This is a genomic window from Streptosporangium sp. NPDC050855, assembly GCF_044456585.1.
GTDB classification, from domain to species: Bacteria; Actinomycetota; Actinomycetes; order Streptosporangiales; family Streptosporangiaceae; genus Streptosporangium; species Streptosporangium longisporum.
In genome coordinates this window covers 18,172-30,979 of sequence record NZ_JBITFY010000020.1, presented here as the reverse complement: position 1 = coordinate 30,979, position 12,808 = coordinate 18,172, and the positions used below count along the sequence as shown (strand labels likewise).

The following is a 12,808-nucleotide window of genomic DNA, read 5'->3' as shown; positions in this document are numbered from 1 at the left end:
GCGGAGGGGTGGGTCTTTTGTCCTCTGGTGTCAGCACCGATGAGATGCGCGCGCACGTGGTGGTCGGCGACGTGGCCGACCCGCTGTCGTTGGTCACGCGCCTGGCCGGGTCCGGCCTGTTCACCGACTATGTGGTGTACGAGCGGCCGGGCCGCTGGACGTTCGCGGGCGGGGTGGCCGGTGAGGTGATCCTCGAACCCGGCGTCGTGCGCAGCCGCTGGGCGGACGGTCCCGCCGAGGAGGAGACCTGGTCGGGACGTCCCTCCGCGGCACTGGAGGCCGCGCTCCGGTCGGCTCCCTGGCCGGCCTGGAACGCCTACGGCTGGATCGCGTTCGAGTTCGCCGCGCACGTCCCCGCGGGACGGCTCGCCCACCTGGTCGTGCCGCGCACCGAGGTGCGGATCGAGGAGGGACGCGCCGTGGTGACGAGCGCGGACCCGGGCGAGGCCGAACGGGTCGCCGCGCTGCTGTCCGAGCCGGTCGCGCCGCAGGTCCCGCCGTCGGCGGTGTCCCCCGTCGCGCCCCCCGCCATGTCCCCCGTCGCGTCCTCGCCCGAGGTCGCGGTAGGGGTCGAGGTCGCGGCGGCGCTGTCGCCGTCCGCGGCCCCGGCGCCGTCCCTGGCGCCGTCCCCGGTCGACGTGCGTCCCGGTGGGGACGACTACCGGGCGCGGGTGGCCAGGGCCGTGGCCGAGATCGGTGCCGGGCTCTACCAGAAGGTCATCGTCTCGCGCCGGTTGCCGGTCCCGTTCCCGGTCGACGTCGTCGCGACCTACGCGTGCGGACGCGCCGCCAACACCCCTGCCCGGTCGTTCCTGCTCGACCTGGACGGCTTCCGGTCGGCCGGGTTCAGCCCGGAGGTGCTGGTCAGCGTGGACGAGGCCGGTACGGTCACCACCCAGCCGCTGGCCGGCACCCGGGCCTTCGGCCGCGGCGAGAGCGTGGACTCGCTCACCCGCCGCGAGCTGGAGGGGGACCCCAAGGAGATCTTCGAGCACGCGGTGTCGGTGCGCGCCTCGCAGGAGGAGCTGTACCGGGTCTGCGCGCCCGACACGGTCCGCGTCACCGGCTTCATGACGGTCAAGGAACGCGGCAGCGTGCAGCACCTGGGCTCCAGTGTCAGCGGCGAGCTGGCCCCCGGCCGCACCGGCTGGGACGCCCTCGACGCGCTGTTCCCCGGGGTGACCGCCTCGGGCATCCCCAAGCCCGAGGCGATCGACGCGATCGCCCGGCTGGAGGAGCCCCGCGGGCTCTACGCGGGCGCCGTCCTGTCGGTCTCGCGGGACGGGGCGATGGACGCCGCCCTGGTGCTGCGCGCCATCTACAGCGAGAACGGCCGGGCCTGGCTGCGGGCCGGTGCCGGCATCGTCTCCGGCTCGACCCCCGAGCGGGAGTACGAGGAGACCTGCGAGAAGCTCTCCAGCATCGCCCCGTACGTGGTCCCGAGCGCCTAGCCGCCGTTCCCGTGCCACCCGGGCGAAGCGCCCCCGCCCGGGTGGCACGCGCTTTTCCCCGCCGGTACCGTCCGGGCACTGCCGGCCCCCCCGGACCGGTGACCCCGCCGACCCCGCCGCCCGCACCCGCGGACGCCCACGAGCACGGACGCCACGGGTGAGGACGTCCCCGGGTGAGGCGCCACGGGCGCGGACGTCCCCGGACATGGACGTCCGCTGGTGCGGACGTCCCCGGGCGCGGACGTCCCCGGGTGAGGACGTTCACGGACGCGGACGTCCGCGCCGGGACGCTCAGCTCAGGTCGGCGGCGAGCTCCTTCTTGCTGACCTTGCCGACCGGGGTGCGCGGGAAGGTCTCGACCAGCCGGACGCGGTCGGGCCACTTGTAGGCGGCCACGCCGCGCTCCTTGAGGAACGCCTTGATCTCCCGCAGCGTCGGCGCCTGGCCGCGGACGATCAGGAAGGCGCAGGTCCGCTCCCCCATCGCCGCGTCCGGTATGCCGACCACCGCGGCGTCGTGCACCGCCGGGTGGGCCAGCAGGTGGTTCTCCAGCTCCTCGGCCGAGATCTTGTCCCCGCCGCGGTTGATCTGGTCCTTGGCGCGGCCCTCCACGACGAGGTGTCCCGTGGGCAGCCGCCGTACCAGGTCACCGGTGCGGTAGAAGCCGTCGGGGGTGAAGGAGCGCGCGTTGTGCTCGGGCGCGCGGTAGTAGCCGCGCAGGGTGTACGGGCCGCGGGTGAGCAGCTCGCCGACCTCCCCCGGGGCGACCTCGGCGCCCTCGGAGTCGACCACGCGGATCTCGTCGGCCGGTGAGAGCGGCCTGCCCTGCGTGGTGTCGACCAGCTCCCTCGGGTCGTCCAGCCGGGTGTAGTTGAGCAGCCCCTCGGCCATTCCCAGCACCTGCTGCACAGCGCAGCCCAGCACCCCGGGGACCTGGGCGGCCCGCTCGGCCGCGAACTTGGCACCGCCGACCTGGAGCAGTTCGAGCGAGGACAGGTCCTCCTTGGACCAGGAGGCCGCCTCCAGCCAGAGCAGCGCGATGGGCGGCACCATCGCGCAGACCGTGACCCGCTCCCGCTCGATGAGGGGGAACGCCTCGTCGGGAGAGCCCGAGGGCGCCAGCACGACCGTGCCGCCCTTGGCGAACACCCCGAGCACCCCGGGGCAGGCGAGCGCGAAGTTGTGCGCCACCGGGAGCACCACGAGGTAGACGGTCGCGGGGGTGAACCCGCACACCTCGGCGCTGGCCTCCAGGTTGTAGACGTAGTCGCGGTGGGTGCGCGGGATGAGCTTGGGCAGGCCGGTGGTGCCGCCGGAGAGCAGGAAGACCCCGACGTCGGCCGGGCCGGGCCGCTCGTAGGACACGTCACCGGGGTCGGCGTCGAGGTCGGCCAGCGCGAGGAACTCCTGGGCGTCCCCGTCCACCACGACGTGCTCGACGGAGAGCGAGCGGGCCAGCTCGCGGTGGTCGAACCCGCCGTGCACGTCCGGGATGACGTACGCCCTGGCCTCGCTCAGCTCGCACAGGTAGCCGATCTCGCTGCTGCGGTGCGCGGGCAGGGCCAGCACCGGGGCGGCGCCGATGCGCACCAGCGCCAGGAAGACGACGACGAACGAGGACGTGTTGGGCAGCTGCACCACGACGCGGTCGCCGCGCCGGATGCCGAGCCGGGCGAAACCGGCGGCGGTGCGCCCGGCACGCCGGTCCAGCTCGGCGTAGGTCAGCCGCTCGTCCCCGGCGACCAGCGCGACCCGCTCCGGGTCGCCTCCGCGCAGCACGTCACCGAGGAGGCGGTCGCTCCAGTAGCCCTCGGCCACGTACCGGGCCTCGAACTCCTCGGGCCAGGGGGTGAACCCTTCCACGTCTCACCGCCCCGCGAGCTGGGCCGGCTCGCCGGGGACCGGCTCGGCCGGGTCGTTCCCCAGGGCGACGATGCGGTTGGCGGAGTCCACGTGGACCACCTTGGGCAGGTGCGCCCGTCCCTCGGCGTCGTCGAAGGTGCCGTACGAGATGATGATGACGAGGTCTCCGGGGTGCACCAGATGGGCGGCGGCACCGTTGACACCGATGATCCCGCTGCCCGCCTCACCGGTGATGGCGTAGGTGACCAGGCGGGCACCGTTGTCGATGTCGACGATGTGGACCTGCTCCCCCTCGACGATGTCGGCGGCGGCCATCAGTTCGGCGTCGATCGTCAGGGAACCCACGTAGTGCAGGTCCGCCTGGGTCACCGTGGCGCGGTGGATCTTTCCGTTCATAAGGACCCGCTGCACTGTCTGCCCTCTTTCCCTAAGGTCAACTAAGGTAAGCCTCACCTTATCCACTCTGCATGTCGAGGAGAACCCCGAAGATGCTCCGCCATCTGGCAATGGACATCGGCCCGCTCCGTACCAGCAGGGCCTTTCGCGACGTCTTCATCGCGCGCACCGTCTCGGTCTTCGGCATCGGGATGCTCATGGTGGCGGTCCCGGTGCAGGTGTACGCGATGACCGGCTCGACGGTGCACGTCGGCGCGGTCTCCTCGGCCGAGGGCTTCGCCCTGCTGGCGGGTTTCCTGTGGGGAGGGGTGCTGGCCGACCGGCACGACCGGCGCCGGCTGATGCTCGTCGCGCGGACCGCGGCCGGGCTCGGCTTCTCGCTGCTGACGCTGAACGCCTTCCTGCCCTCCCCCTCGCTGGCGGCGATCTACGTGCTCGCGGCCTGGGACGGGCTGGCCACCGGCGTCAGCGTCACCGCGCTGCTGGCCGCGACCCCGGCGCTGGTGCCGCCCGACCGGCTGGTGGCGGCGGGCGCGCTCAACGCGCTGACCGTACGGCTGGGCTCGATGCTCTCCCCCGCGCTCGGCGGCCTGACCGTGTCGGCGTTCGGGGTCGGCTGGAACTACGCGGCCGCGGCCGCCGGCACGCTGGCCACCCTCGGCCTGCTGGCCAGGCTGCCCGCGCTCAGGCCGGTCTCCGAGGTCACCGAGAACCCGCTGCGCGCGATCGGCTCGGGGCTGCGGTTCGTGGCCTCGCACCGCGTCGTCGGGTCGCTCATGCTGCTCGGCCTGCTGTTCATGGTGGCGGGCGGCATCCCGGTGCTGATGCCCGCGTTCGCGACCCTGCAGCTCGGCGGCGGCCCGGCCACGGTCGGCCTGCTGTACGCGGCACCGGCCTGCGGCGCGGTGCTCGGCGCGGTCACCAGCGGCTGGACGGGCCGCTCGCGCTCCCCGGGGAAGGCGCTGCTCGTCGCGTCGGTCTGCGGGTTCGCCCTGCTGGCCTGCCTCGGGCTGGCCCGCCATCCCGCGCTCGCCGTCGCGATCCTGTTCGGGTACGGGCTGGTCGCCTCCATCGAGGAGATCCTCCGCTACGGCCTCATCCAGGCGCACACCCCTGACGGCTACCTCGGACGGGTGAACGCCCTGTGGTCGGCCCAGGAGACCGGCGGCGAGGCCGTCGGCTCGCTCGGCGCGGGCGCGCTCGGCCGCTACCTGGCACCCGGCACCGCGATCGTCGTGTACGGGGCCGCCAGCGCCGCACTGGCACTGGCGCTGGCGCTGACGCTCACCGGCCTGCGCGGCGCGACCCTGGCCCCCGGCGAGCACGAGGGCCAGGGCGAGCACGGAGACCAGGGCGAGCACGAGGGCCAGGACGAGGAGGCCGGGACACGGTGAGACGGGCCGCCGGGTCCCGGCGGCTCCCTGCCGATCCGGTGGGTCCCGCCGGTTCCTGGGCGCCCGTCCGGTGCCCACGGGACCTGCGGGCTACCGCCCGGCTCCCAGGCGTTCGTCGATCTCGTCCTCGGACATGCCCTCCACCGCGAGCCAGATCTCCGCGACCGCCTCCAGCCTGCCGGGCGTCTCCTCCGTCTCGGTGAACCGGTGGGCGATGCGCGACACGGTCCGCTCGGTGAACAGGGCCCGCAACGGCAGCGACGACGCGTCGAGCGCCTCGCGCAGCCGGGCGATGACCGTGGTGGCCAGCACCGAGTCCCCGCCGAGCGCGAAGATGTCGTCGTGCGCGCCGACCCTCGGCACGTCCAGCACCTCGCCGACGATCCGGGCGAGCACCCGCTCCAGCGCGGTTCCCGGGGCGGTGTAGGGGGCGCCCGCCTGCCCGGCCGCCGCGGCGACCAGGGCGGTGAGCGCCCTGCGGTCCACCTTGTCGTTGGCGGTGAGCGGCAGCGCCTCCACCGGCACCAGCAGGTCCGGGATCATGTGCGGGGGCAGCAGCTCCCGCAGGTGGGCGAGCAGGTCCCCGGTGACGCCTTCTTCCGCTTCACCGGACCGGCCCGGTTCGTCGGACTCGCCGGGCCGACCGGGTTCGTCGGTGAGCACCACCGCCGCGGCCAGCCGCGCGTCCGCGAGCAGGCCCACGGCCCTGCGGACCCGGGGGTGGCTCTCCAGCGTGGCCTCGACCTCGCCGAGCTCGATCCGGAAGCCGCGGACCTTCACCTGGTGGTCGCGCCGCCCGAGGAACTCCAGCGTGCCGTCCGGCCGGTAGCGGGCCATGTCCCCGGTCCGGTACCAGCGGGTGCCCTCGTGGACGACGAAGCGGTCCGCGGTGCGCCCGGGGTCGCCGGTGTACCCGTCCGCGACGCCCCCGCCGCCGATCCACAGCTCGCCCTGGGCCCAGTCGGGACGGTCCCGCCCCAGCTCGTCCACGACCCGGCAGGCGACCCCGCGCAGCGGCACGCCGTACGGGATGGCCGTCCAGTCGGCGGGCACCTCGCCGTCGACCTCCAGCACGGTCGAGTGGATGGCCGTCTCGGTCGTGCCGCCGAGGGCGACGAACCTGCAGCCGGGTGAGCGCTCCCGCAGCAGCGCGGGCAGGTGCGTGCCGACCCAGTCGCCGCCGAGCAGCACCAGCCGCAGGCTCGGGACGGGACCGGTCTGCAGCAGCATCTCCAGCACCGACGGCACGCAGTTGAGCACGGTCACCGACCAGCGTCCGGCCAGCTCGGCCCAGCGGGTGGCGTCGCGCCGCTCCTCCTGGTCCGGCAGCACCACGGCGCCGCCCGCCGACCAGAGCGCGAACAGGTCGAACACCGACAGGTCGAAGTCGAGCGCCGACACCGCGAGCGAGACGTCCCCCTCGCCGATCGAGAACCGCTCGACGAGGTCGCCGATGGTGTTCATCGCGGCCCGGTGCGAGACCTCGACGCCCTTGGGCTCCCCGGTGGACCCCGAGGTGAACAGCACGTACCCGACCCGTTCCGGGGTGACGGCCACCGGGGCGTCGGCGGGCGCGGGGTGCGACACGGCCGCCGCCAGCGAGTCCGGGGTGAGCGAGACCGCGACCCCGGCGGTCGCGAGGATCCGCTCGCGGCGCGCGGCGGGCTGCCCGGACCCCACCGGGACGTACGCGGCACCGGCGGCCAGCACGCCGAGCACCGCGACGGCCTGGTCGGGGCCCTTGGGCAGTTCGACCGAGACGCGGTCGCCGGGCCGTACCCCCTCGTCCCTCAGGTGGGCGGCCACGCACAGCGCCCGGTCGGCGAGCGCGCCGTAGGTGAGGGTGCCGTTCTCGCCCCAGTGCAGGGCCGGCAGGCCCGGGGTGGTGCGCGCCCGCTCGAAGAACCCCTCGTGCAGCGTCCTGGCGGGCGGCGGGGGCTGGGCGTTGAGCCGGTGGCGCAGGCGCAGCCGGTCGGGGGACGGGCCGATCCGCAGGGGTTCGTCCCAGTCCGCGTCGGACGCGCCCAGGCGGGTGATCGCGCCGGTGTAGGCGGCGAACATCGCGTCGGCGACGCCCTCGGGGAAGGCCGGGTCGCGGACGTCCCAGTTGAGCAGCAGCCCGTCGGAGACCTCGGTGACCTGCGCGTCCAGCAGCACCTGCGGCCCCTGGGAGATGATCCACTCCGGCTCGCCGAAGGCGCGCCGGGCCCGGTCGCCGAACAGCTCGCCGAGGTTGAGCGCGCTGGTGTAGACGATCGGCGCGAGCACCTGCTCGCCGCGCGAGCGCGACAGGTCCCGCAGCACCTCCACGCCGGAGTAGTCGCTGTGCTCGCCCGCCGTGTGCAGCAGCGTCTGCAGCTCGCGGGCGCGCTCGGTGAACGGCAGCTCCCGCGACAGGTCCGCCTCCAGCAGGACCGAACCGGTGAAGTCGCCGACCAGGGCGTCCACGTCGGGGTGGATCGGCTCGCGGTGGAAGAGCGGCAGGTTCAGCAGGAAGCGCGGCGTCGCCGACCAGGCGCCCATGACCTCGGCGAAGACGGCGGCCAGCGCCATGGCCGGGGTGACGCCCTCGCGGTGCGCGCGGGCGATCAGCCGCCGCCTGTCGTCGGGGGCCAGCCAGTGGTGCTTGCGCACGACCCGGTCGCCGGGCTGCGCGACGACCGGCAGCTCGGGCGGGCCGGACAGCTCGCCGAGCCGTCCGGCCCACCAGCGCCGGTCGCGCTCGCGGGCCTGCGCGCGCGGGTCGGCCGCCAGGTAGCGCGCGTAGCTGTAGCCGATCGGCGGCAGGCTCTCGCCCTCGTACAGCGCGGCGAGGTCGGCCAGCATCGTGCGGTAGCTCATCGCGTCGGCGGCGACCATGTCGACGTCCAGGTGCAGCCGGGCCTCGCCGGAGGGCAGCAGGCTCAGCCTCGCGTCGAACACCCGGCCGGTCTCGATGCGGAGCCGCTGGGTGGACATCTCCGCGCGCAGCCGCTCCAGCTCCGCCTCGGGGTCGGGGACGGCGCGCAGGTCGTGCACGGTGACGGCAGGTCCGGGCCGCTCCGGCAGGACGATCTGGGTGCCGTCGTCGCGGATCGCGGCCCGCAGCATCGGGTGCCGCTCGACGAGCGCGACGACGGCCCGCTCCAGGCGGCCGGGGTCGATCCGGCGGCCGTCGAGTTCCACGTACAGGTGCGCGGCGACGGAGCCGAGCGACTGGCCGGAGTCGCGGCCGATCCAGTAGGCGTGCTGCATGAGCGCGAGCGGAAAGGGCCCGTCCGGCTCGGTGGCGTCCTCGGTGGCGTCGGTCTCGCGGCCGTGTGCCGTCCCCGTCCCCGACCCCAAAGCCGCGTCGGCGTCCGCGTCCGCGGCGGGGGTCGTACCGGAGGTCGCGGTGGAGGCGGGGGCGCCGTCCCCACCGGGAGCGAGGGCGCCGCGCTCGGCGAGCAGTTCCCACCATTCGGCCAGCGTGGGCCGGCGCGCGAGCTCGGCGAAACCGACCTCGACGCCGAGCCGGCGCAGGCGGCCGGTCAGCCCCATCAGCTGGATCGAGTCCATGCCCAGCTCGATGAGGTTGTCGTCCGCCTCGACCGGCTCTCCGAGCAGTTCCGTCAGCGAATCGTGAAGTTCTTCCCTGGTCAGCACAGAGCTCCCCTTTAATCAGGTAAGGCTAACCTAATTTAGGCGTGTTCGATCGTCAACGCACGACCAGGCCGGAGCTCCGCGGGCCGCTCACGCCCGCCCCCTGGCCCCCTCGCTGGACAGCAGCCAGACCAGGTACACCCCGCCCAGCACGCCGGTGACCACGCCGACCGGGAGGGGAATCGGCAGGTGCAGCGTCACCAGGTCGCTGAAGACCAGCAGCGCCGCGCCCATCAGCGCGGACGGCACGGGCTGCGTCCCCGGGCGGCGGGTGAGCCTGCGCGCGAGCTGCGGCGCGGCCAGCGCGACGAACGGGACCGGGCCCACCGCCGCGGTCGCCACCGCCACCAGGCCCACACCGGTCACCACCAGCGCGGCCCGGGTCCGCTGGACCGGCACGCCCAGCGCGAGCGCGGCGTCGTCACCCAGCTCCCCCATGCGCAACCGGCGACCGAACGCCAGCGCGACCGGCACCAGCACCACCATGGCCGCGGCCAGCGGCCAGGCGTGCTGCCAGCTCCTGCCGTTCAGGCTGCCGGTGAGCCAGAACGCCGCCTCGTACGCCTCGCGCAGCTCGGCGCGGGTGATGAGGTAGGCGTTGAAGGACTCGAGCATCGCGGCCGCGGCCACCCCGACCAGGACCAGCCGGTAGCCGTGCACCCCGCCGCGGTAGGCGACCAGGTAGACGGCGAGCGCGGTCAGCACCGCGCCCAGCACGGAGCTGGCCGCGACGGCCAGGGCCCCGCCGCCGACGACGAGGATCTGCACCAGCGCGCCGGTGGCCGAACCGGTGGTGAACCCGATCAGGTCGGGGCTGCCCAGCGGGTTGCGCGTGATGCTCTGGAAGATCGCGCCGCTCAGTCCGAGGGCGATCCCGGCGAGCAGGCCGGTGACGGCCCGGGGCAGGCGGAGGTTGAGCACGATGAACTCGGTGGCCCGGTCCCCCTGCCCGGTCAGGGCGGCCAGCACCTCGGTGACGGAGAGCGGGAGCTCGCCGGTGCCGACCACGACCACCGCCGCCCCCAGGGCGATGCCGGTCAGGACGGCGCAGACCGCCACCGACCACGGCTCCCACCGCAGGGAGAACGTCCCGGCGCGCAGGACACGACTCGTGCTCACAGCTGGGGAACCCTTCCGCGACGGACCATCAGCGCCAGCAGGGGGGCACCCAGGAACGCGGTGACCAGCCCCGTCTCCAGCTCCCCGGGCGCCGCGACCACGCGGCCGAGGATGTCGGCCCACAGCAGCAGCACCGGCGCCAGCAGCAGCGAGTACGGCAGCACCCGGCGCTGGTCCGGTCCCGCCAGGGCGCGGACCGTGAACGGCACCGCCAGCCCGAGGAACATGATCGGCCCCACCGCCGCGGTGGCCGCGCCGCACAGCACCACGACGGCCAGCGCCCCCAGCGCGCGGGTCCGGCCGGGCCGCGCGCCCAGCGCCCGCCCGGTGTCCTCCCCCAGCGCCAGCGCGTTGAGCGGGCGGGCCAGCAGGAGCGCCAGCACCGTACCGGCCAGCAGGAACGGGCCGATCCGCAGGAAGACCTCCAGGTCGCGCCCGGAGAGCGAGCCGACCTGCCAGAACCGGAAGCCGCCGAAGCTGCGCGGGCTGAGCAGCATCAGCCCCGCGGTCAGGGAGCTGAACACCGCGTTGATCCCGGCACCGGCCAGCACCAGCCGGGCCGGGGCGGCACCGGAACGGCCGCGCGTCCCGACCGCGTAGACCAGCGCGGCCGCTCCGGCCGCCCCGAGGAACGCCGCCCACACGTAGACGAGGACGTCGTCCACCCGGAACAGGGCGATCACCGTCACCACGGCCACCGCGGCGCCCCCGTTGACGCCGAGCAGGCCGGGCTCGGCCAGCGGGTTGCGGGTCAGCGCCTGCATGAGCGCGCCCGCCAGGCCGAGCGCCGCGCCGACGCCCACGCCCAGCAGGGTCCGCGGCAACCGGAGCTGCTGGACGATCAGCGCGTTCTCCGAGCCGTCCGGGGCGAGGACCGCGGCCAGGGCCTGGCCCGGCGGGATGTGCTTGGCACCGATCACGATGCTCGCCAGCACGGTGAGCAGCAGCAGGGCACCGAGCAGGCACAGGGCGGCGAACCGGCCGGGCAGGTACGCGCTCCTCGCGGGGGGAGGCGCGACGGGAGAGGAGACGACGGGGGGAGGCACGCGCTTCAAGTTAGCCCAACCTAACCGGACGTGGTGACGGACGCCCCGCCTCCCCGCCGCATCGCCGCCCTCGCAGCGATCGCAGCGATCGCTGCGATCGCAGCGATCGCCATGGTCGCCATGGTCGCCATGGTCGCCGCGGGGCCGACGCTCACCCCGTCCCCGCCCCGCCGTTCACCCCGTTCCCGGTTCGCCGCTCCCCCGGGACGCCGTTCGTCCCGTCCCCGCCCCGGCGTTCACCTCGTTCCGGGCCGGAGCGTGCCGTCCTTCACCCCGTTCCGGGTCCCGCCGGGACGCCGGAGCGTACCGGGATCGCCACCGCGTACCGCGCCGGGGCCGGTGGCGTCTCGGGACGCGCCGCGACACCGACGCGCTCGAGGGCCCTGCGGTAGGCGTTCATCTGCCCCGCCGGCGATCCGGCCCGCCCCCACAGGTCGCCGATCTCGCGCCAGAGCCGGGCCGTCTCCCGGCCGGCGACCGGAGCCACCGGGACCGCCGGAGCCACCGGGACCGCCGGGGCCGCCGGGTCCCCGTCGAGCAGGCGCTCGGCCTCCGCCAGCGCCGGTGCGGCGTCTTTGGAGCGTGCCAGGGCGAGTTCGGCCAGGATCACGGACGCCATGGCCGGCACCGTGCCGCGCGCGCCGTCGAGCAGGGTGAGCGCGCGGTCCACCAGGGCGGCGACGTCGTCCAGCGGCTCGGAGTGCCCCGTACGGTCCGTGCCGCCGAGGTCGGCGGCGTCCGCCGTCCCGTTCACGCCGGCGCGCAGTCGCACGCGGGAGAGCACGAGCAGGCTGCGGGCATGCTCGGGCGTTCCGGGTGCCAGTGTGGAGAGGACGTCGACGGCGGAGGCCGCGAACTCCCCCGCCCGGGTCAGGTCGGCGGCGCCGGGCCGCGCGGTGGCGAGCCACGCCCAGTGCATCGCGCCGCGTACGTAGCGGCCGGCCTCCCGCGCGGGCCTGCCCGCGGCGATGGCGTCGTCGGCGAGCACCACGGCGAGCATGGAGTCCTCCTCGGCCGCGGCCAGGCTGGCCCGCCACAGCTCCAGGGCCTCCGAGCCGGGGCCACCGACCTGGGGGACGCCGGACGCCGCCAGCACCCGCTCCGGGTAGGAGAGGTCGATCTCCGTCTCGGCGAGCACCGCGGCGAGGTCGAGGGCCAGGTCACCGCGGTCCAGCCCGAGCCGGTCGGCCATGGCGACCGCCTCGGCGCCGAGGTCCCCGGCGCGCAGCGTGTCGCCGGCGCGGTGGTAGCACCGGCAGAGCGCCACGACGAGCGGGAGGTCGGCCAGGCGTTCGGGATGCGCCGCGGCCTCGCGGCGGAGCCGCTCGTAGGCCTCGACCGCCTGTGCCGTACGGCCCTCCGCCTCCAGGGCGCGGGCCTGGCCGAGCCGCGCCTGGGCGCCGAGCACGGCCCCGTCGTGGTCGGCGGCCTTGACAACGGCCGCGAACCGGCCGGACGCCAGGGCCGGGTCGCCGTACAGCAGTTCCAGCTCGGCGTGGCGCAGGGCGAGCCCGGTGTCGACGCGCTGGTGCGGCTCGATCCCGTGGAGCAGGAACTCCGCGGTGCAGCCGAGCCGGTCGGCGAGCAGGCGGGTGACGACCGGGGTGGGAGTCCGCTTGCCGGACTCGATGAGCGACACGTAGCTGTCCGACAGGTCCGGTCCGGCCAGCTGCGCCTGGGACATGTGGTGGTTCAGCCGCAGTCCGCGGACGCGGTCGCCGATGGTCGCTTGACCGGCCATCACCGGAGCCGTTCCGCCGGGGGCACGATGAGATTCACGTCCCACTCCTTACGCACGGTTTACTGTCAATTACAGTAGATCGTACTGCCGTTCGCGGCCGGCGGCGCCGTGACGGCGAACCGTTTTGAACTCGCTCCACCGGATCGCCCGAAGGCTCCCGGGCGGAGAGCGGTGTGA

Annotated in this window: 8 protein-coding genes; 2 read left to right on the top strand and 6 right to left on the bottom strand. The window is 74.9% G+C overall.

Annotation, left to right across the window (positions count from 1 at the left end; all coding sequences use genetic code 11):
- Positions 1 to 44 precede the first annotated feature (44 nt).
- Positions 45 to 1,451 (top strand): salicylate synthase, encoded by a 1,407-nt coding sequence (locus ACIBCT_RS32045; protein WP_399194986.1) that lies wholly within the window; start codon positions 45 to 47, stop codon positions 1,449 to 1,451.
- Between the two features lie 291 nt (positions 1,452 to 1,742).
- On the opposite strand, the gene ACIBCT_RS32040 is transcribed toward ACIBCT_RS32045, so the two are convergent.
- Together ACIBCT_RS32040 and panD are read right to left on the bottom strand one after the other, a co-directional pair.
- Positions 1,743 to 3,314 carry a (2,3-dihydroxybenzoyl)adenylate synthase gene (locus ACIBCT_RS32040; RefSeq protein WP_399194984.1) on the bottom strand — a complete coding sequence of 524 codons (1,572 nt, stop codon included), beginning with the start codon at positions 3,312 to 3,314 and terminating at the stop codon, positions 1,743 to 1,745.
- 3 nt (positions 3,315 to 3,317) lie between these two features.
- A complete protein-coding gene (gene panD, locus ACIBCT_RS32035; protein ID WP_399194982.1) occupies positions 3,318 to 3,725 on the bottom strand; it encodes an aspartate 1-decarboxylase in 408 nt (135 codons plus the stop codon).
- A 56-nt stretch (positions 3,726 to 3,781) separates the two neighbouring features.
- On the opposite strand from panD, the gene entS reads away from it, so the two are divergent.
- Positions 3,782 to 5,104, top strand: a complete 1,323-nt coding sequence (gene entS / locus ACIBCT_RS32030; RefSeq protein ID WP_399194980.1) for an enterobactin transporter EntS — start codon at positions 3,782 to 3,784, stop codon at positions 5,102 to 5,104.
- Positions 5,105 to 5,194: 90 nt separating this feature from the next.
- Here entS and ACIBCT_RS32025 read toward each other — a convergent pair whose 3' ends face one another.
- The 4 genes from ACIBCT_RS32025 to ACIBCT_RS32010 form a co-directional block, all read right to left on the bottom strand.
- Positions 5,195 to 8,728, bottom strand: coding sequence for an amino acid adenylation domain-containing protein (locus ACIBCT_RS32025; RefSeq protein WP_399194978.1), 3,534 nt, complete (start codon positions 8,726 to 8,728; stop codon positions 5,195 to 5,197).
- Between the two features lie 87 nt (positions 8,729 to 8,815).
- Complete coding sequence (locus tag ACIBCT_RS32020; protein ID WP_344897044.1) at positions 8,816 to 9,844, bottom strand: iron chelate uptake ABC transporter family permease subunit; 1,029 nt, start codon at positions 9,842 to 9,844, stop codon at positions 8,816 to 8,818.
- Entirely contained in the window at positions 9,841 to 10,890 is a 1,050-nt protein-coding gene (locus ACIBCT_RS32015) for a FecCD family ABC transporter permease (protein WP_399194976.1), read from the bottom strand. The genes ACIBCT_RS32020 and ACIBCT_RS32015 overlap by 4 nt, the downstream gene beginning before the upstream one ends.
- A 268-nt stretch (positions 10,891 to 11,158) precedes the next feature.
- Complete coding sequence (locus tag ACIBCT_RS32010) at positions 11,159 to 12,631, bottom strand: helix-turn-helix domain-containing protein (protein WP_399194974.1); 1,473 nt, start codon at positions 12,629 to 12,631, stop codon at positions 11,159 to 11,161.
- Positions 12,632 to 12,808: the final 177 nt, after the last annotated feature.